General features: G+C 70.6%; 22 protein-coding genes, 2 pseudogenes and 1 riboswitch. Of the genes and pseudogenes, 8 read left to right on the top strand and 16 right to left on the bottom strand.

The annotated features are described in order from the left end of the window. Window positions 1-151: 151 nt before the first annotated feature. Window positions 152-304 (bottom strand): hypothetical protein, encoded by a 153-nt coding sequence (locus AB0K02_RS24920; RefSeq protein ID WP_365994741.1) that lies wholly within the window; start codon window positions 302-304, stop codon window positions 152-154. A gap of 71 nt (window positions 305-375) precedes the next feature. Here AB0K02_RS24920 and AB0K02_RS24925 point away from each other — a divergent pair. Next, a pseudogene (locus AB0K02_RS24925) lies at window positions 376-498 on the top strand (3-phenylpropionate dioxygenase); the annotation flags it as partial. 371 nt (window positions 499-869) lie between these two features. On the opposite strand, the gene AB0K02_RS24930 reads toward AB0K02_RS24925, so the two are convergent. Genes AB0K02_RS24930 through AB0K02_RS24965 form a run of 8 tightly spaced genes read right to left on the bottom strand, consistent with a single transcriptional unit; the run spans window position 870 to window position 4,539 of the window. Next, window positions 870-1,283, bottom strand: coding sequence for a gas vesicle protein K (locus tag AB0K02_RS24930; protein ID WP_365994742.1), 414 nt, complete (start codon window positions 1,281-1,283; stop codon window positions 870-872). Continuing rightward, window positions 1,273-1,512: a gas vesicle protein gene (locus AB0K02_RS24935; RefSeq protein WP_365994744.1), complete on the bottom strand. Its 240-nt coding sequence runs from the start codon at window positions 1,510-1,512 to the stop codon at window positions 1,273-1,275. Before AB0K02_RS24935 ends, AB0K02_RS24930 begins: the two co-directional genes overlap by 11 nt. Next, window positions 1,509-2,321: a GvpL/GvpF family gas vesicle protein gene (locus tag AB0K02_RS24940; RefSeq protein ID WP_365994745.1), complete on the bottom strand. Its 813-nt coding sequence runs from the start codon at window positions 2,319-2,321 to the stop codon at window positions 1,509-1,511. The genes AB0K02_RS24935 and AB0K02_RS24940 overlap by 4 nt, the downstream gene beginning before the upstream one ends. Then, window positions 2,314-2,742, bottom strand: a complete 429-nt coding sequence (locus AB0K02_RS24945) for a gas vesicle protein (protein ID WP_365994746.1) — start codon at window positions 2,740-2,742, stop codon at window positions 2,314-2,316. The genes AB0K02_RS24940 and AB0K02_RS24945 overlap by 8 nt, the downstream gene beginning before the upstream one ends. 31 nt (window positions 2,743-2,773) lie before the next feature. Further along, complete coding sequence (locus AB0K02_RS24950) at window positions 2,774-3,025, bottom strand: gas vesicle protein GvpG (RefSeq protein ID WP_365994747.1); 252 nt, start codon at window positions 3,023-3,025, stop codon at window positions 2,774-2,776. A 10-nt stretch (window positions 3,026-3,035) separates the two neighbouring features. Next, window positions 3,036-3,749: a GvpL/GvpF family gas vesicle protein gene (locus AB0K02_RS24955; RefSeq protein WP_365994748.1), complete on the bottom strand. Its 714-nt coding sequence runs from the start codon at window positions 3,747-3,749 to the stop codon at window positions 3,036-3,038. A 3-nt stretch (window positions 3,750-3,752) separates the two neighbouring features. Then, window positions 3,753-4,220, bottom strand: a complete 468-nt coding sequence (gvpJ, locus tag AB0K02_RS24960) for a gas vesicle protein GvpJ (RefSeq protein WP_365994749.1) — start codon at window positions 4,218-4,220, stop codon at window positions 3,753-3,755. A 31-nt stretch (window positions 4,221-4,251) separates the two neighbouring features. Then, a complete protein-coding gene (locus AB0K02_RS24965) occupies window positions 4,252-4,539 on the bottom strand; it encodes a gas vesicle protein (protein ID WP_365994769.1) in 288 nt (95 codons plus the stop codon). A 246-nt stretch (window positions 4,540-4,785) separates the two neighbouring features. Here AB0K02_RS24965 and AB0K02_RS24970 point away from each other — a divergent pair, with 246 nt between their 5' ends. Both AB0K02_RS24970 and AB0K02_RS24975 read left to right on the top strand, forming a co-directional pair. Continuing rightward, window positions 4,786-5,517: a histone protein gene (locus AB0K02_RS24970; protein WP_365994750.1), complete on the top strand. Its 732-nt coding sequence runs from the start codon at window positions 4,786-4,788 to the stop codon at window positions 5,515-5,517. 4 nt (window positions 5,518-5,521) lie between these two features. After that, window positions 5,522-6,493: an SRPBCC family protein gene (locus AB0K02_RS24975; RefSeq protein ID WP_365994751.1), complete on the top strand. Its 972-nt coding sequence runs from the start codon at window positions 5,522-5,524 to the stop codon at window positions 6,491-6,493. An 81-nt stretch (window positions 6,494-6,574) separates the two neighbouring features. Here AB0K02_RS24975 and AB0K02_RS24980 read toward each other — a convergent pair. After that, window positions 6,575-7,008: pseudogene (locus tag AB0K02_RS24980) on the bottom strand (hypothetical protein). 85 nt (window positions 7,009-7,093) lie between these two features. On the opposite strand from AB0K02_RS24980, the gene AB0K02_RS24985 reads away from it, so the two are divergent. Next, window positions 7,094-7,765 (top strand): helix-turn-helix domain-containing protein, encoded by a 672-nt coding sequence (locus tag AB0K02_RS24985; protein ID WP_365994752.1) that lies wholly within the window; start codon window positions 7,094-7,096, stop codon window positions 7,763-7,765. A 45-nt stretch (window positions 7,766-7,810) separates the two neighbouring features. Here the strand turns inward: AB0K02_RS24985 and AB0K02_RS24990 are convergent, their stop codons facing one another. From AB0K02_RS24990 to AB0K02_RS25000, 3 genes are read right to left on the bottom strand one after another with little or no spacing between them, the layout of a single operon-like run. Beyond that, on the bottom strand, window positions 7,811-8,815 hold the full coding sequence (locus AB0K02_RS24990) for an ABC transporter substrate-binding protein (protein ID WP_365994753.1): 1,005 nt from the start codon (window positions 8,813-8,815) through the stop codon (window positions 7,811-7,813). Window positions 8,816-8,823: 8 nt separating this feature from the next. Then, on the bottom strand, window positions 8,824-9,690 hold the full coding sequence (locus AB0K02_RS24995) for an ABC transporter ATP-binding protein (protein WP_365994754.1): 867 nt from the start codon (window positions 9,688-9,690) through the stop codon (window positions 8,824-8,826). Beyond that, on the bottom strand, window positions 9,690-10,781 hold the full coding sequence (locus AB0K02_RS25000; RefSeq protein ID WP_365994755.1) for an iron ABC transporter permease: 1,092 nt from the start codon (window positions 10,779-10,781) through the stop codon (window positions 9,690-9,692). Before AB0K02_RS25000 ends, AB0K02_RS24995 begins: the two co-directional genes overlap by 1 nt. Window positions 10,782-10,901: 120 nt before the next feature. Next, window positions 10,902-10,986, bottom strand: a riboswitch (cobalamin riboswitch). Between the two features lie 282 nt (window positions 10,987-11,268). On the opposite strand from AB0K02_RS25000, the gene AB0K02_RS25005 reads away from it, so the two are divergent. After that, complete coding sequence (locus AB0K02_RS25005; RefSeq protein ID WP_365994756.1) at window positions 11,269-11,640, top strand: hypothetical protein; 372 nt, start codon at window positions 11,269-11,271, stop codon at window positions 11,638-11,640. Between the two features lie 46 nt (window positions 11,641-11,686). Here AB0K02_RS25005 and AB0K02_RS25010 read toward each other — a convergent pair whose 3' ends face one another. Then, window positions 11,687-12,025 (bottom strand): hypothetical protein, encoded by a 339-nt coding sequence (locus AB0K02_RS25010; protein WP_365994757.1) that lies wholly within the window; start codon window positions 12,023-12,025, stop codon window positions 11,687-11,689. Between the two features lie 284 nt (window positions 12,026-12,309). Here AB0K02_RS25010 and AB0K02_RS25015 point away from each other — a divergent pair, with 284 nt between their 5' ends. Then, on the top strand, window positions 12,310-13,203 hold the full coding sequence (locus AB0K02_RS25015; RefSeq protein WP_365994758.1) for an oxygenase MpaB family protein: 894 nt from the start codon (window positions 12,310-12,312) through the stop codon (window positions 13,201-13,203). A 10-nt stretch (window positions 13,204-13,213) separates the two neighbouring features. Here the strand turns inward: AB0K02_RS25015 and AB0K02_RS25020 are convergent, their stop codons facing one another. Next, window positions 13,214-13,435 carry a hypothetical protein gene (locus AB0K02_RS25020; protein ID WP_365994759.1) on the bottom strand — a complete coding sequence of 74 codons (222 nt, stop codon included), beginning with the start codon at window positions 13,433-13,435 and terminating at the stop codon, window positions 13,214-13,216. A 684-nt stretch (window positions 13,436-14,119) separates the two neighbouring features. Here AB0K02_RS25020 and AB0K02_RS25025 point away from each other — a divergent pair. Both AB0K02_RS25025 and AB0K02_RS25030 read left to right on the top strand, forming a co-directional pair. Further along, window positions 14,120-15,355: a substrate-binding domain-containing protein gene (locus AB0K02_RS25025; protein WP_365994760.1), complete on the top strand. Its 1,236-nt coding sequence runs from the start codon at window positions 14,120-14,122 to the stop codon at window positions 15,353-15,355. Between the two features lie 300 nt (window positions 15,356-15,655). Beyond that, complete coding sequence (locus AB0K02_RS25030; protein ID WP_365994761.1) at window positions 15,656-18,283, top strand: SpoIIE family protein phosphatase; 2,628 nt, start codon at window positions 15,656-15,658, stop codon at window positions 18,281-18,283. A gap of 57 nt (window positions 18,284-18,340) precedes the next feature. Here the strand turns inward: AB0K02_RS25030 and AB0K02_RS25035 are convergent. Beyond that, the coding region (locus tag AB0K02_RS25035; RefSeq protein ID WP_365994762.1) for a malic enzyme-like NAD(P)-binding protein at window positions 18,341-18,625 on the bottom strand (285 nt) is incomplete at its 5' end.

Here is an 18,625-nt window from a genome sequence, read left to right on the forward strand (position 1 = left end):
CGTGGCGGAACGCGGCCCAACTGCCCCTGGGGAATCGGCTGTCAGCGCGTCGGTCGGCGCCTCACAGCCTGAGGAGGCGCGCGCCGACGGAGCGACGCCCCCGACGGCTCAGGCCGCTGCCCCTGCGGTGCGCTCCGTCCAGCCGGCGGCCTCACACCGCCGAGCCGGACTCCTCCTCGTCGGAGGCGGGAATCGAGCTCTCCAGCTTGCGCAGCAACCGCGCGGGCTGGCGGCGCTCGCTCGGCGAGAGTCCGGCCGGCATCCGGCTCTCGTTGTCCAGGTGCTCGGCGAACACGGTGTCCACCGTCGCCGGCCCCTTGTCGGTGAGACGCGAGGAGACGACCCGGCGGTCGTCCGTGTCCCTTTCCCGGACGACTGGAGGCCATGCCCGCGGACGCCGACCAGCAGGAGAACCTGCCCCGGCACGACCTCGGCGTGGTCCGGCTGCGCCGGCTGTGCCGGGCCGCTGCCGAGGCCCAGTCGGCTGCCGGGACCTGAGTGGTCCGCATCCCGGCGTGACGGCCGGGCCGTTGCGCTCCGACACGTCACGGCACGTGGGATGGATGTGTGCGGGACGGCCCGCCCGCGGAGCCTGCCGTGGCCCTGCCCGCCAGGTCAGTCCGTCGTCAGGATCACCTTCACAACGTGCGCGCATCGTCACACGATCCTCACAGCGCACCGCGCTCCACCCGCTCCAGCGGGGCTACCCGGAAAGCAGGACGCTTTCTTCGCCTCCGGGGAGGCCGCCGTGATAGCCGTCGCTCTGCTTCTGCCCCTGCTGCTGTTGGGTCTGGTCCTCGTGCTCGACCGCTACGAGGACTACATGTGCGCCACCACCCGCGCGCCACGCCACGCGAACCGTACCGGCGTCAGTCGGAAGGCGGGAGCAGCGGGCCGAGCGGCCCGAGATCCAGGTTGAGGTCGTCCATGGTGAGCCCGTACTGGGCACACAGACCGGTCATGCGGTCGTGCAGGATCATGAGGGTGGCCCCGAGCCGCTCCTCCTGTTCTTCGGTGAGGTCCCCCTGGTCCACCCGGTGCAGCGCCTGGCGCTCCATGAGCTGACGCAGCAGCTCGACCAGGGTGAGGACCAGTCTGACCAGGTCCCGTTCCACGGTGTCGGGGTCGGCGGTGATCCGGCGTGACGGGGTCCGCGCCGGTGGTTCCCCTCCGGCCTCCGGGAGGTCGCGTGGCGTCGCGGGGAGCAGGTGGAAGGCGCGGGCCGCGGCGTCCGCCACCTCGTCGAGGCGCTTCCTCCCGGAGTCCCGGTCCTCAGACGTCATGGCTGTCCCGCGGAGCGGCGGGTATCGCCCAGGGCGACGGGTTCTCGGGGCTGATGGACACGATCAGCGCACGCAGCGAGACGCGTACGAGATCGATGTCGGCGACGGACAGGACCACGTCACCGGTGATGACCGCGCCGCCGCTGAGCAGCCGGTCGAGCAGGTCGATGAGCGCGACCTGCCGCCCGTGCAGAGGTTCCCCCGCGGGGAGGTCACGGGGCTCGGTCATGGCACCGCACCGCCCGTGGAGTCGTCGGGACCGGCGGAGGGCATGGCGAACGAGTACGGCGCCCACGGTCCGGTCACCTCGACCCGTACGCCCGTGAGCCCGTCGGCCGCCCCCGTCACCTCCGCACGGAACTCCTCCGCACGGTCCGCGTGCACCAGGTAGGCGTCGTTGAGGACGTTCTCGTCAGCGGAAGCGGCCAGGGCACCCTGCTGGACACGGTGGCGTGCGCGGCCGGCCGCGTACCGGCGTCCTGCCGCTTCGACCCGTTCGGCCGCCACGCCGGCGGCCCGGTAGACGTCGTCCCTGACGCTCTGCTGCGCCCTGCGCTGCCGAAGATACGAGCGGCCGGGACCGAGGTCCGCCGCCTCGCCGGGCGCGGGGGCGGGGGCCGCGGAGGGATCGGCGTAGATCTTGACGCCCCATTCGAGGTGTCCGGCCAGTCGTTCCAGCCGCTCGCCGAAAACGCCGGCCCCGCCGTCCAGCGCCGTGCGCGCGCTGTCGTCGTCGAGGTACACGGTCGCCAGGCGCATGGGCAGGACCGTGGTGCGAGCGGCCAGTGCGTCGATGACGGCGTGGTGGGCGCGGGCGACCGTCTCCAGCCAGTCCAGGTCCTCCAGGTGCCGCTTCAGGGCCGCCTCGTGGAAGTCGGCCGCGGGTACGGGGCTGACGACGAGCAGCAGCCGGTCGTCGCGGGTCCCGGCCATCAGGCGCACCGGTGCGCCGGCGACACCCGTCAGTGTGCCCGCGACGTCCGCCAGCCCGTCGGCCTCCCGCACCACGGCGTAGGCGTAGAGCACTTGGTCACTCATCGCGTCCGCTCCTGCGGTGCCGGTGCCCGGGTTCTCGTTCGGCTTCGGGAAGCGCCGCGTCCTTGCGGAGGGCGTCGATCTCCGCCCGTAGTCGCCGGTTCTCCTCGGCGAGGGACCTCTCGCGCCTTCTGCCGGACGGCAGGGAGGTGTCGGACCGGCTCCTGGACGACAGTGAGGGGTCGTGCTCCCACCAGTCGATGCCCATCTCCTTCGCCTTGTCCACCGAGGCGACGAGCAGGCGCAGTTTGATGGTCAGCAGCTCGATGTCCAGGAGGTTGATCTGGATGTCTCCCGCGATGACGATGCCCTTGTCGAGCACCCGCTCGAGGATGTCGGCGAGATTGGCGGAAGAACCCTGTCCGTAGGGCGGTGCCGCTCGTGAGGGGTAGGAGCCGAGCCTGTCGGGAAGGGGATCGGTCACGGTGATGCCCTCGTTCCCTCGTCGTGCGCTGTCACGGCCGCAGACCGTCGCGGTGGGCCCTGATCTCTTCGAGCCGGTCGAGCAGTGCGTCCTCGCGCCGGTCGAAGGTTTCCTCGTCGATCTCCCCGGCAAGGAGTTGCCGCTCCAGCTCCGCGAGTTCACGCTGCACCGGGGCGGGGTCGTAGAACTCGTCCTCGGCGGCCTCCAGAACCCGCTCCACGACCCACACGACGCCGCGAACCGGTGCCAGAGGCAGGGTGACGAGCTGGGTGAACACTCCCATGGCGGTTCCTTCAGACGAAGCTGTAGGGGGGCAGTGGGCCGTTGAGCCGGAAGTGGACGTCCTCGCCCATCTGATTGGCGAGGCTCAACTCGGTGGTGACGAAGAGCTCTTCCTGCTCGGCCGGTACAAGGAAGGAGATGTTGAGGAAGTCCTCGCCGGTCGGCTGAGCCTGCTGCTGGTCCCGGGCGAACGGGCGGAGCGCCTCCACCACGCCGGAGGCCAGTGCCTCCTGCCGTGCCCGCACCTCCCCGGCGACCAGCTCACCGAGGCGTACCGGCGCGTCAGGGCCTGCTGTGCCCCGGCGGATCCCGTCGTTGATTTCCCGTGCCGTGTCCGACTCGAGCAGAATCTGACGCAGGAGGGCTTCCTCCTCCTGCGACACCTTCAGGTTGTACTCCGCACAGCCCTCCAGCGCCTTGAGCCTTTCCGTGTACTCCTCGGCGCGCTCCTCCAGGGCGGCGCGGACGGCTTCGTCGTCCGGGGCCAGAAGTCCGAACCGCAGCGGCAGCACCGTGCCGTCCTCCATCAGCCGGTCCTGGACCCGCTGGTGGGCGGAGACGTCACGGCGCTTGGGACGCAGGTCGTCCGGCGCGTCACTGACCACTGCGCACAGCGGTCCACCGGTCACGGTGCGCAGCTCGGCGGGCGGGTCACCGACGCCGTCGAGACCGTCGAGCCGCACCGGGTGCTGTTTGCCGGTGATGGAGTAGATGTATACGGCCATGGCTCATTCCCTCTCGCGCGGCGAGCTCCTCGTGCGACGCGCGGTGGTGCGCCGGGCGGGCCGCCGCCTTTCGACGGGTTCCTCCTCGCCCTCGTCCTCTCCCTCGTCACGCTCGGTCACGCCCTTCAGGGACTCGGTGACCGCTTCGACCGCGCCGGTCAGTGCCCCCTTCGACTTCCCCTTGGCACCGCTTTCCAGCGAGTCGCCGACGACGTCGGTCAGCTGGGCCGGCGCCTTCCTTCCCGTCTCCAGATCAAGGCGGTTGCACGCCTCGGCGAAGCGCAGGTACGTGTCCACGCTGGCCACGACGACGCGGGCGTCGATCTTGAGGATCTCGATCCCCACCAGAGAGACGCGGACGAAGACGTCGATCACGAGGCCGCGATCGAGAATGAGGTCGAGAACGTCGTAGAGGCTGCCCGTGCCGCCGCCTCTGGAAACACTGCCGCCGCCTTGCGGCACCATGGTCATGGTGCCTCCCTTCGCGGGCTGATGAGAGCGCTCAGCCGTCCCGGTCGATGTGCCCTCGGGTGTAGCGTCGGGTCTTTTCGTAGCCCAGCAGGTTGCCCTCCTCGTCCAGTGTGACGCGGTAACTCGCCATCACGCTCGTGGTCTCGGGGATCCGCTCCAGCTCCAGGACTTCGACACGGGCCTCCCAGCCCTCGGACGTGGGCTGGATCGCGGATACGGACTCCGGCGTACGGCCGAGCAGCTCCTGCAGCTGTTCGGCTGCGGCTCGCATGGCGTGGACGACGCCGGAGCGGCGTTCGGCAGGTTGTTCAGCGGCCATGATCTCCCCGACGCTCGGAGCGGAAGCCATACACCTGACAAAAACATACAATCTCATCATATAGGGATGTCTCCCGACTCATGGAAAAGCCCGACCGGTAGCAGCGGGTGAACCGGCGGTCGCCGTCGGTCCGGCGGTGCACGCATGGGCCATGCGAAGGTCCCCAGAGGCTGCTCATGTGATTCGCCGTCCGTGGAAGGGTTGTTGGGCTGCCGGCCGTCTCTTGACTCTCGAAGGGACCAGCCGATGAAGGACACGACCAAGATGGCCATCGGGGCCGCCATGGCGGGTGGGTACGTGCTCGGGCGGGCGAAGAAGGGACGCCTCGCCTTCGGGCTGGCGACGTATCTCGCCGGGCGCCGCTTCGGGCTCAACCCTCAGCAGCTCGTCACGCAGGGCGTGCGCTGGCTCGGCGAGATTCCGCAGGTATCGCAGCTGAACGATCAGGTGCGCGGCGAAGTCCTCGACGCGGGTCGCAAGGCCCTGACGGCGTCGGCCGACCGCAAGCTCGCCGATCTCGCGGACTCGCTCCACGAACGCACGCTCCGGCTCGTCGAGCCGGAGGAGGAACGCGACGAGGAAGAGGAAGAAGAAGAGGAAGAGGAGGAGGGCGCGGAGGAAGAGCCCCAGGCCGAGGAGGAGCCGGAAGAGCCGGAAGCCGAGGAAGAAGAAGCCGAGGAAGAGGAGGAGGAAGAAGAGGAACCGGAGGAGCGGCCGCGGATGCGGCGCCGTACGCGTGCAGCCGAGGAAGGCCGCACCAGGACGCCGGCAGCCCGCAAGGCACCGCCGGCCGGGAGGAAACCGCAGGCAGCGCCTGCGAAGAAGGCGGCGGCCAAGAAGGCGCCCGCGAAGAAGACACCTGCGAAGAGGGCACCCGCCAAGAAGGCCGCGGCGAAGAAGACACCTGCGAAACGGACGGCCGCGAAGAAGGCGGCGGCGAAGACCACGGCCAAGAAGACGGCGACGCGACGGAGGTAGGGCCATGGCCACCAAAGATCGCGACACCGGCCGCGGCGAAGCCTCGGGGCTGGAGCTGTTGCGTGACGAACTCATCGACCACCTCAGTGCGCAGGTCGAAGTCCTGGCCGACAAGGCGGGCGACAAACTGGCGGACCTGACGGACCAGCTCCTGGATGTGGCCCAGACCGGCGGCCCTCTGCCGCGAGCGGGTCTGCGCGTGCTCCAGGGTGACTCCCCGCTGAAGGCCCTGGTGGGCGAGAAGACCAAGGGCCTCAAGGACAGCATCGTCGGAAAGGTCCAGGATCTGACGGGGGGCGGCGGCAAGGGACGTCGCAAGGCGGGCACCACCAAGGTGATGAACATCGTCGAAGCGCTGGACGTCGGCGTCCCGATCCGCACCGCGTACGACCACTGGACCCAGTACGAGCAGTTCAGCAGCTTCACCAAGGGTGTGCGCAGTGTGTCCCAGGGGGACGAGACGACGAGCGACTGGAAGGTCAAGGTGGGGCCGTCGACCCGCGGCTGGAAGGCCACCGTCCAGGAACAGGTGCCGGACGACCGGATCATGTGGACCTCCGAGGGCGCCAAGGGCACGACCCGGGGGTGCGTGACGTTCCACGAACTCGCGCCGAGCCTGACGCGCATCGTCCTCGTCGTCGAGTACTACCCCTCCGGGTTCTTCGAGAAGACCGGCAACCTCTGGCGTGCCCAAGGACGGCGCCTGCGCCTGGACTTCAAGAACTTCCAGCGGTACGTCACCTTCACCGACGAGGAGCCCGAGGGCTGGCGCGGAGAGATCCGCGACGGCGAGGTGGTCCGGACCCACGAGGAGGCCGTGGAGGAAGAGGAGGAAGCGGCCGCATACGAGGGCGAGGAAGACGAGGACGCGTACGAAGCGGAGGAAGCCGAGGAAGGGGAGGAAGCGGAGGAAGGGGAGGACGAGGAGGGATACGAGGACGAAGAGTACGAGGGCGAGGACGAGGAAGAGGAGTGAGGGCACCGCGCCAGGGCTGCGCCGCCTGGCGGCGCAGCCCTGGCCGCGCCGCCACCGGCGGCCCCGCGGACGGGGCGGCGGTCACAGTCGCCGCCGGCCGCCCTGGTACCGCTGGGCGAGCCTTGCCAGCGCGATCGCGCCGAGGAGCAGGCCGAAGTCGCGCAGCGCGATGTCGTAGTGGCCAGGAATGGTCAGCAGGTTGACGATGATGCCCGCCAGCCGGCCACCAACCAGCCACCGAAGCGCGGGGCCAGGGCGACGACGACACCGGCGACGATCTCGATCACGCCCACCGCGTACATCGCCGCCTGGGCGCCGCCCGGCGCGAGGTCGTCGATCCACGGCGCCAGGTAGGCGGGCCAGTCCACGAGCAGGTTGGCGAACTTGTCCAGTCCGAACAGCACCGGCGCCACCGTGAATCCGGTGCGCAGGATCAGGAATGCCTGGTACCCCGGGTCGCTGAGCGCTTGCCGCCGTGCGGTGCCGGGCCTGGGGGTGGTGTCTGCGGACGTCATGACGCCCTCCTTCTATCGACAACTATCATTGACGACAGAAGGCCCACACTCTTTAGTCAACGGCGATCGGTTTTACACTGGTGATGTGAACGCACCGCAGGAAACCCGCGACGCCGACGTCTCCGCCATCGCCGCACTCGACGAGCCGACCCGCCGGAGGCTGTACGACCACGTGGTACGGCAGTCGGCCCCGGTCAGCCGGGACGAGGCCGCGACGGCCCTGGGCCTGGCGCGGCAGACCGCGGCGTTCCATCTGGACCGGCTGGCCGACGAATCGCTGCTCGACGTGGTCTACGAGCGTCGCAGCGGGCGCACGGGACCGGGCGCGGGCAGGCCCGCCAAGCTCTACCGGCGCTCGGCGAAACAGGTCGCCGTCAGCCTGCCCGACCGTCGCTACGAGCTGGCCGGCCGACTGCTGGCCCAGGCAGTGGAGGAAGCGGAGGCGACCGGCGAGCCCGTACGGGCCGTGCTGCACCGCAAGGCCGAGGAACTGGGCGCGCGGCTGGCCGAGCAGGACGACACAGGGCTCATCGGTCTGCTGGAGCGGTACGGATTCGAGCCGCGGTGCGAGGGCGACGCCGTCACGCTCGCCAACTGCCCCTTCCACGCCCTGGCCCGCGCCCACACCGAGACGGTGTGCGGCATGAACCTGCACCTGTTGCGCGGGGTGCTGCAGGGGCTCGGCGAGGAGACCCTCACGGCCCGCCTCGCCCCCGCCCCGAACCGGTGTTGCGTACGGCTCGACCCGGCTCCCTGACGACGCCGGGACTCAGCAAGGCCGGCCGGGGGCACACTGCCGGTCTCAACGAGGCGTCACCGACCGCAGATAGGCCCCGAGTGCCGCGACCGCCGCCGGATTGCGGGGGCTTTCCACCAGGTCGACGTAGTCCAGCACGTAGATGCGCCGGTGCTTGACCGCCGACACCTGGGCGAGCGGCGGGTAGGAGAGCAGGAAGTTCTTCTTCTGATCCGCGCTGGTGTCGCCGTAGTCGTTGACGACGATGACATCGGGATCGCGCTGGACGACGGTTTCCCAACCCACCGTCGTCCACGAGTCGTTCAGGTCCTTCATGACGTGGTCGCCGCCTGCCTTGGCGATGATGTCGTGCGGCGCGGCGAAGCGGCCGGAGGTGAAGGGCTTGTCCTCGCCGCTGTCGTAGAGGAAGACCGTCGGCCGGTCCACCCCCTTGGGCGCCTTCTCCTCGGTGGCGCCGACCTGCCCGCGGAAGTCCGCGATGAGCTTGTGCGCCCGCTCCTCCACGCCGAAGAGCTTCCCGAGGTTGGCGAGATCGGTGTAGAGCGCCTCCAGGGGAGGCATGATGCCCCGCGCCTTCTCGCGGCCGTTGCGGCAGGACTCCGTGAGGACGTACGAGCCGATGCCGGCCTTGCGCAGCGCCTCAGGTGTCAGGCCGTTGTCCTCGCCGAAGCCGTAGTTCCAGCCCGCGAAGACCATGTCGGCACGGGCGTCCAGGACGATCTCCTTGGTGATCCGGTCCTTGGAGAGCCACGTCACCTCGTCGTAGCCGGTTCTCCAGGGGACGCCGGTCACATCGCCCTTGTCGTCCGGCATGACGAAGCCGGCCATCCGGTCCTCCAGGCCGAGGGCGAACATGATCTCGGTGATGCCCACGTCGTTGGTGACCACCCGTTCGGGGACCTTGTCGTACGTCACCTGGCGACCGCAGTTGGTCAGCGTGACCGGGCCGTCGCCCTTCGCCCGGGACGTCGGTGCGACATGCGCGCCGCACGCCGTCAGGCTCAGGGTGAGCGCGGTGGCGAGGGCCGCGCGTCGCAGGGCGGGGATCATGGTGCTCCTCATCGGCAGGGGTGCGGGGAAGCCGGACGTTCGTCGGCCCGGGAAGCGGGCAGGTCGCCGGCACGGATGACGCGGTCGAACAGCAATTGCAGGGCCCCTGTCACCGGATGCCGTACGCGGTGGGCGCGCACCCCGAAGACGTCGGCCAGCAACTCGGGAGCCAGGACGTCCTCCGGCGGGCCGGAGGCGACGATGCGGCCGTGCGCGATCACGTACAGCACGTCGCAGTGGCCAGCCGCCAGGTTCAGGTCGTGCAGGGCGGTCAGTACGGTCGGCCCGCGCCCGGACTCCGTCGCGGGGGAACCGCACTCCCGCACCAGCGACAGGACGTCCAACTGCTGGGCGATGTCGAGGTGGTTGGTCGGCTCGTCGAGCACGAGCACACGGGGCTGCTGTGCCAGCGCGCGGGCGATCAGGACGCGCTGCCTCTCACCGCCGGACAGGGACAGGAAGGACCGTTCCGCGAGGTGAGCCGCGCCGACCCTGGTCAGCGCGTCGCGGCAGATCCGGGCGTCGCCCGGGGACGGACGACCGCCCGGCACCGGGCCGCGCCGGTGCGGCAGGCGCCCCATCTCCACCACCTGGGCCACCGTGAAGTCGAACTCGGCCGACGACTCCTGCGGCAGCGCGGCGAGCCGGCGGGCACCGGCGCGCGCGTCCATGGCGTGCAGGTCCTCGCCGTCCAGGCGCACCGTGCCGGCGGCGGGACGCAGCGCCCGGTACACGCAGCGCAGCAGGGTCGACTTGCCGCTGCCGTTCGGCCCGACGAGGCCGACGACCTGGCCGGGAGCGGCGTGCAGGGTGATGTCCTGGACGAGGCGGGCGCCCGCGACGTCGACCGACAGGTCCTCGATGCCGACACGCATCAGCGGCCCCCGAACGCGTAGCCGCGGCGGCGCATCAGCAACAGGAAGCAGGGCACGCCCACGACGGCCGTGACGACGCCCACCGGCACCTCCGCCGGGGCGAGCACCGTGCGGGAGACCACGTCCACCCACACCAGGAGCACCGCTCCGGCGACAGGCGCCACGGCGAGCACCTGCCGGTGACCGGCGCCCACCACCATCCGTACGAGGTGCGGCACCATCAGGCCGACGAATCCGATCGCCCCGCTGACCGCCACCACGGTCCCGGTGACGGCGGCCGTCACGACGAACAGTTCCCTGCGCAGCCGTCTGGCGTCCACGCCCAGCGCCGCGGCCGTCTCGTCCCCCATGGCAAGGGCGTCGAGCCGCCCCGCCGACAGGCCGAGATGCACCGTCCCGGCGAGCACGGTGGCAGCGGCGACCGGCACCGAGGCCCAGGTCGCCCCGCCGAGGCTGCCGAGCAGCCACATCATCGCCGACCGGGCGGCTTCGCCCCGGTCGGCACTGAAGACCATGAGGGTGGTGACGGCCGAGAAGCCGTAACTCATCGCGGTACCGGTCAGCACCAGCCGCAGCGGCGTCAGGCCGTGCGCACTGCGCGCAGCCGCGTACACCAGGACCATGGCCGCCAGCGCCGAGCCGAACGCGGAGACCGGCAGCGCCCACATGCCCAGGACGGAGAACGCCCCCAGGAGGATCACCGCGTTGGCCCCGACCGCCGCCCCGGAGGAGATGCCGAGCACGAACGGGTCGGCGAGCGCGTTGCGCACCATGGCCTGTACGGCCACGCCGACGGTGGCCAGCCCGGCGCCCACGACCGCCGCCAGGACGGTTCGGGGCAGCCGGATCTCCCACACGATGGCGTAGGCCGACTGCTCGTCGGCCCGTATGGTGCCGCCGGTCAGCCCGGCCCGCAGCAGGTGCAGCACCTGGCCCCACGTCAGGTCAGAGGCTCCGAGGGCGACCGCGCACACGAGGGAGACGAGCAGCAGGGCGGTGAGTGCGCCGGTGAGCGGCGCGGCCGGTACGCGCCTCGTGACAGGCGGAGCCGGCGCGGCGGTGGCCGCGGACGGGAACGTGCTGACGGACACGAGTGCGGTCCTTCGCCTCGGGCCGCGTCCGTACACGTCAAGGGGTGGCCCTCATGACGAGGACGTGCGCCATCCCTCTCGCAGTCCGCGGCGAGCAGTCGGGAACTCCAGCCGTCCCACGGGTGATCGGGCTTGCGCGGCCCCGCCTGGCGGGCGGGCGCGCTTACCGTTGCGGGTCAGCGCCGGATTCCCACCGGACTTCCCCCACGGGACGCAGAGCGCAGCGTAGCAAGCAGGGGCGGCGTCCCGTTCAGCGCGTGGAGCACCCCACGGCCGCGGCGACGTCGCCGGGGCCTCGGGCCACCGGTTCGGTTCCGGGGCGGCCGAGCGGCATCGGATCCCTCGACGCCGCCGGGTGGTGCGGGGTGAAGTCGTGCGGGATGGGCGGCCGCTTCGCCGGTTCCGACGGCGCTGTTCGCGAGTCCGGATGAGGAACGGCTCCGGAAAGGCGGCGCATGCCGGTGCCCGCCCCGTAGAATCGGCGCTCATGTCGAACCCTGATGACCTGCTCGTCGACATCGCCGCCACGGTGGAGTCCGAGCACACCAGTCAGATGTCCCTCACCGTCGTGATCCCCGGCGCCGTCGTCACCGGACGGCTGGCTCCGGAGGCCGTCTGGCGGGAGCGCGTGGCCGAAGTGCTGAAGGACTCGGAGCAACTGGGCGCCTTCTCCCCTGTGTTCACCAAGGCCGGCGGCCGGCGCGACCGGCACGGTGAGCCCCCCTCGCACCTGCACTTCCATGTCGCGAGAATCCTCCAGGGCAGTGTGGGGATTCCCGAGACCGGCGGCATGTACCGCATCGCCATCAAGGACGTGAGCGCCTGGACGGTGGGGGACTTCAGCTACTCCGACCGCTGAGCGGACGGCCCTCGTCGCGGCGGGCCGGGACGGGCGGGCTCCCGGCTCACGCCGCGTGATCGCTGTATCCGCAGACCCAGGCGAGTGCGTCGTGCACCCCGCGGACGTAGTCGCGCTTCCCGGCCCGCAGGGTGGGGTCGTCCAGCTGGACCACTGCCGCGTCCACCTCGGCGGTCAGCAGCCGCAGGCCGGGAATGCCGTCGGCGCCCGCGCCGGTGACGGGTGACCGCTCGGCATGTCCCATCGCCCACTCGTAGGCCGCTGCCGCGCCGGAGGAGAACTCGGGCGCCGTCGTGCGTGCCGCGAGGCCCTTGAACACGAAGGTGACGTCCTCGTGCGCCCTGACACCGATCAGCTGCTCGCCCTGCCGCTCGTTCGTGGTCACGTCGACCGACTTCCCTTCACCGGCAGTTCCTGACGTCCGCCATCCGGGTCCTTCTCTTGTGCGGCCCCGAGGGGTGAGTGGCCAGGTGCCCATACATCCCTCCCGTCACTCGAACACGTTTCCCGTCGCTACCACGAACGGGTTCCCCCTTGCTCCCCGCCTACGCACGACGGGCCGCACCACGCGATCGGGATCGCACCGGCAGCCGCCCGGTGCGGGGCCGTCTGCGGCCCGGCTCGCCACGCGTGGTGACACCCCGCCCCGCCCGGGTCGATACTTGGCCCATGAATGGGTCCCCGCCTGTCGTCAGGGACCTGCGCAAGCGGGTGGGAGCCGGGATCTTCCGCCGCGTCGCAGGCCCGGCCGGTCCTGCCAACAGGGAGCGCATCCACCACACGCCGGGGCCGCGGTGGTTCGGGCCCGAGCGGCCCATCCGTACCGTGCACGGCGACGCCTCCATGTTCATCGGCGGGCTGCGCGCCCTCCTCCTGCAGTCCCTGCACCCCCTCGCGATGGCGGCCGTGGCCGCGCACTCCGGATACCGCGGCGACCCGTGGGGACGCCTGCAGCGCACCAGCACCTTCCTCGCCGTGACCACGTTCGGGACCGCGGACGACGCGCAGGCGGCCGTGGACCGCGTCCGTGCGGTCCACGAGCGCACCCGGGGCACGACGGCCGACGGCCTGCATTACCACGCGGCCGACCCGCACCTTCTGGGCTGGGTCCACGTGGCCGAGGTCGACAGCTTCCTCAGGGCCCACCAGCGCTTCGGCTCCCGCCCCCTCGACGGCGCCGGCTGCGACGCGTACATCGCCGACATGGCACGCGTGGCATCGGCCCTCGGCGTAGCCGATCCACCGCGCGACCGGCGCGAGCTGGCGGACCGTTTCGACGCCTACCGCCCCGAACTGCGCGGCACCGCGGAAGCCCGCGAGGCGGCACGGTTCATCCTGCTCCATCCGCCCCTGCCGCTCGTGGCCAAGGGCCCCTACGCCCTGCTGGCCGCGAACGCGGTCGCCGCGCTGCCGCCGTGGGCCCGCAGCTCGCTGGGCCTGCCGAACCCGAACCCTGCCGCGGAGACCGCCGTCCGTCTCACCGGCCACGCCCTCACCCGGGTCATTCGCTGGGCCATGGCTCCCTCCCGTACCGCACCGAGCGCGCGACGACCGCCTCGTTGAGGGCACGGGGTCAGCTGCGGGCGATGCGTCCCCTGCTGTGCATCGCGGCGCGGACGCGATCCTCGGCGAGGCACCGCCCGGCCGTGTGGGGGATGGCGTCCTGCCGCTCGGCTGCGTCGAGGACGGTGAGGGTGGTGGCCCTCAGCCTGTCGGAGATCGTTTCGAAGATCGCGGCCGGGTCCGGCCGGAAGCCGGAGTAGCGGGCGTCCGTGGCGAACGCGGCGGCGACCACGCCCCGGCATGGGCGACGAAATCGGGGATCCGAAATCGGGGATCACCGTGATGCCCCGCCGGCCAGGGGCAGTCCCTGGCGTTCGGCCGCGGCATCGGCGGCCGGCGGCTCGGTGCAGGCGAGCCCGCGCCGCACTGACCGTACGGGGCAGGTCGATGCCGGCCGGCGGTCGCTCGGACATGCACTCACCCGGCCGGTGCTGTCCGGGAACCGGGCGGGTGAGTGATCCATGGGGGCCTGCCCCGGGTCGAGGCGGCCTGTCGGAGGCCACCGTCCCCGGTGGGCCCGTTCGCGCTTTCCCGTGCACCGTATGTGCGGGCGACGCAAAGCGGAACGGTTCTGCGGCTTGATGACATCAAAGCATTCTTTGCGCCTTCTGCTTGTTCTGCTCACGGTCTTTGCGCAGAGCGCGGCCCCGCCGCCCTGCGGACGGGACGAATACCCGCGAACACAATGAACACAATCAGCACAATGGAAGAAAAGTCCTGACTGTGGCGGCGCGAACCGGAGTTGCGTACTGTGCACGCCGTGCGCCACCGAATGACGTTGGTCCGAATCCCAAAGGATCAGCAGGTGAATGGTGCGCTTTCCGGCTACAGAAAAGCGCGGATCGAGGGTGCCGCAACGGGCCCGGCTACAACTTCTTCTGTTCAGAACGACACTCCCCGATGAAGAGGAGAGCGAGTGTTCAGCAGGAAGACCTTCAAGAAGACGCGGTTGCGGAATGCGGCCGTGCTGTCGGCAGCGATCGTCCTCACGTTGACCGGGACGGTCGTCGCGGGTGCGGTGGACAGCGACAACACTGCGCCCACCATGGCGCACTGGGCCGTCCCGCCGCTGAAGAGCAATACGCCCCAGACGGCGGAGCAGGCGGAGTACAGCCGACAGAACGGCAGGGCCAAGCCGAATCCCGAGCTGCTGCAACCCACTCTGGACCCGGCGCTGCACGAGTTCCAGCCCGCACGCAACAAGAGCGAGCTGCGGGGCGACTTCAAGTGCGCCTCGTCCGACGTGCTCACCGAGCTGTCGAAGAACTGGATCGCGGAATTCAAGAGGTACTACCCCAACGTCAACATCTCCGTCGATCCTCCCTATGCCGGAAGCCTCGGAGCGGTCGAGCTCATCAACGGCAACCTGGACTGCGCCTTCGTCTCCCGCGAGCTCAAGCCCACCGACGTCAAGAGCTTCCGCGACGCATACGGCTACGACCCGACGAGCGTGCCGATCTCCGGTGGCAGCTACCGCCAGTTCGGGTGGCTCGACTCCCTGGCCTTCACGGTCAACAAGAAGAACCCCATGGACAAGCTTTCCCTGGACCAGCTCGACTCCATCCTGTCCACCACCCGCGCCCGTGGCGGCGACCCCATCACGACATGGGGAGACCTGGGTCTGACCGGCGAGTGGGCCGACAAGCCGATCCGCATCTACGGCATCGCGCCGTGGAACGGCTACGAGGAGTTCATCCGGCAGCGCGTACTGAGCACGAAGGACGTGCGCGGCGAATGGCGCTCGCCTGAGACGGACCCGAACGTCCACTGGGAAAAGACGGTGTTCAAGCTTGCCCAGCAGGTCGCCGCCGACCCCTATGCGATCGGTTACACCGGCAACGCCTACATCGACGCTCCCGTCAAGGTCCTGTCACTGTCCCACCACACCGGCGACCCCGTGTACGCACCCACCTACGAGAACGTCGCGTCTGCCGCATACCCGCTGAGCCGGCTGGCCTACCTCAACATGAACAAGAAGCCGGACGCCCCACTGAACCCGGTCTTCGCCGAACTCACCCGCTTCATTCTGAGCAAGCAGGGTCAGCAGGTCATCCGCGATCAGGGCATCTTCCTCCCGCTGCGCGGTTTCCAGGCCGACTCCAGCTACCCGATCGCCGGCATCACGGCGGACACCCCGCCGCCCACCCCCTGAGCATCGCTAAACGGCAACGTTTCTCGATGCACCACGGCCTGCTCCCTCCCGGCACTGCGGTACGCCGGAGGGGGCGGGTGGCACGGGTGATCCGTCCCCGGTGGCCGGTGCCGTTCCCCCGCGGCCGCGTCCGCGGGGGAGCATTCCGGGAATCAGCGCAGGTCAGGACATGCACAAGCAACGGTGGCTGCGGTCATGAATGAAGAGTAGAAAGGAGTTATGGATCGACCTCCCCGCCGTTTTCGGGGCTCATTCGGTGCTCCGCATTCGGACGGGTCCGCAGGAAGGCGGGCCAGAGGGATGAGGTCCGCACTCGGTGCTCACAGCGTCGTCGGTCAGATGTTCCTCCTGCAGGTGGCGATCGTGGTGCTGCTCGCGGCCGGGGCCCTCGCCCTTCTGGTGCTCACGCTCCAGCGCGAGAGCACACGGGACGCCAGGGACCGGTCGCTCGCCGTCGCGCAGGGTTTCGCCCAGTCCCCGGGGATCGCGGAGGCCCTGAAGTCACCCGATCCCACCGCGGTGCTGCAGCCGCGGGCCGAGGCGGCCAGAAAGGGCTCCGGCGTCGACTTCATCGTCGTCGTGGACCGGGAGGGAATCCGCTACACGCACCCCCTGCCGGAGCGCATCGGCGTGGACAACGACGAGGACATGTCGCCTTTGCTGGCCGGGCGGACGACCCAGAGCGAGACCAGTGGCTCTCTCGGCCCTCAGTACCGGGCGTTCGTCCCGGTCAAGGACGCTGACGGCTCGGTGGTCGGCGCGGTCAGCGCCGGCGTCACGATCGAGAACGTCGACAAGAGGGCGACGGAGCAGCTGCCGCTCGTGCTGGGGATGGCGGCAGCCGCGGTGGTCGTCACCACGGGTGGGGCGGCGGTGCTCAGCAGACGGCTGCTGCGCCAGACCCGCGGCCTCGGCCCGACCGAGATCACCCGCATGTACGAGCACCACGACGCCGTCCTGCACGCCGCGCGGGAAGGAGTCCTCATCGTCGACGCCGACCGTCGTCTGCTGCTCGTCAACGACGAGGCGCAGCGCTTGCTCGATCTGCCTCCGGACGCCCAGGGCCGCCCTGTGGGCGAGGTGGGCCTCGCTCCGCCCATGGTCACGCTGCTGGCCTCCGGCCGTGAGGCCGACGACGAGGTGCATCTGACGGGCGGGCGGCTGCTGGCGGTCAACCAACGGGCCCTGGACCGGTACGGGGGGCCTCGCGGCAACGTGGTGACGCTGCGGGACACCACTGAGCTCCAGCTGCTCTCCGGCAAGGTGGAAGCGTCGAGGGAACGCCTCCAGGTGCTCTACGACGCGGCCGCTGCCATCGGTACCACCCTCGATGTGCCCAGGACGGCCGAGGAGCTGGCCGAGGTGGCGGTACCGCAGTTCGCCGACTTCGTCACCGTCGACCTCGCGGAGCCGGTGCTGCGCGGCGACGAGCCGGCGGGTCCGGAGCAGCAGCTCCACCGAACCGCCACCGCCGGCATCCGCGAGGACCCTCCGCTCTATCCCTCGGACCAAGTGATCGAGTTCGTCCGCTCCGCGCCTCAGGTCAGGGGCCTGATCAGCGGACGGGCCGTCCTCGAGCCCGATCTTCGCCACGCCCCCGGATTCTGGGCCCAGGACCGCGAGCGCGCCCGGCGGGTCATCGACTACGGCATCCACTCCCTGATCACCGCCCCGCTGTGTGCCCGGGGTGTGGTTCTGGGCGTGGCGAACTTCTGGCGCTCGGAGAAGCCCCAGCCGTTCGAGGAGGACGACCTGGCCCTCGCCGAGGAGCTGGCGGCCCGCGCCGCGGTCTGCATCGACAACGCCCGCCGCTACACCCGCGAACACACCATGGCCGTGACGCTGCAGCGCAGCATGCTGCCCCGCGGTCTGCCCGAGCAGAACGCCCTCGACATCGCGCACCGCTATCTGCCGGCGCATCAGGGCGTGGGCGGAGACTGGTTCGACGTCATCCCGCTGTCGGGCGCGCGGGTCGCTGTGGTGGTGGGCGACGTGGTGGGCCAGGGCATGTACGCCACGGCCACCATGGGCCGGCTGCGCACCGCCGTCCGCAACTTCTCCACCCTGGACCTGCCGCCCGACGAGCTCCTGGCGCGCCTCGACGAACTGGCCCAGGGCGAGGAGACGACGGAATTCGCCGATGCGATCGTCGGGGCGACCTGCCTGTACGCCGTCTACGACCCGGTCGCCTGCCGCTGCGTCCTTGCCCGGGCCGGCCACCCCCCGCCCGCGCTCGCCAGGCCCGACGGCACCGTGCAGTTCCTCGAGTTGCCCGCCAGTCCCCCGCTGGGCGTGGGCGGTCTTCCCTTCGAGGCCGCTGAGTTCGACGTGCCCGAGGGCAGCAGGCTCGTGCTCTACACCGACGGCCTGGTCGAGCACCGCGACCGGGACATCGACGAGTGCCTCGACATCCTGGGCAGCACCCTGCGCCGCGCGGACGAAGGGCCCGAGGAGACCTGTGGCGCGGTGCTCGACGCCCTGCTGCCGACGCCTCCTCGCGACGACATCGCGCTGCTCGTGGCACGCACCCGCGCGCTGCCCCCGGATCGGGTCGCGCACTGGGACGTGCCCCGCGATCCCGCGGCCGTGGGACAGATGCGCACCGCCGTCACCGACCAACTGGCCGTATGGAACCTGGAGGAGATCGGTTTTGTCACCGAGCTCGTCCTCAGCGAACTGATCACCAACGCCCTCCGCTACGCCACCGGCCCCATCGGCGTCCGGCTGCTGCTCGACCGCAAGCTGATCTGCGAGGTGTCCGACGGCAGCAGCACGTCGCCTCACCTGCGGTACGCGGACACCACGGACGAAGGCGGGCGCGGCCTGTTCCTCGTCGCCCAGCTCACCGAGCGCTGGGGCACCCGCTACACGGCGGACGGCAAGGTCATCTGGGCCGAACAGCCCCTGACAGCGGCGTTCCCGGTCTGAGACCCGCGTGGCGCGGGGGCGCGCGGCCGGATGCCGCAGGCAGGCTCCTGGTCGTCCTCAGACGGCGCCTTCGTGCCAGGCGGCAGCCCGTACCGACCCGGCTACGGCGCCGGCGACCTTGTCGTTGAAGACGGACGGGATGATGTAGTTCGGGTTGAGCTCGTCCTCGGTGACGACGTCCGCGAGGGCGGTCGCGGCCGCCAGCATCATCTCCGTGTCGACGGTGCGGGACTGGGCGTCCAGCAGACCCCGGAACACGCCCGGGAACACCAGGACGTTGTTGATCTGGTTGGGGAAGTCGGAGCGGCCCGTGGCCACAACTGCCGCCGTCTGACGGGCGAT

The organism is Streptomyces sp. NPDC049597, from assembly GCF_040675505.1.
GTDB lineage: Bacteria > Actinomycetota > Actinomycetes > Streptomycetales > Streptomycetaceae > Streptomyces.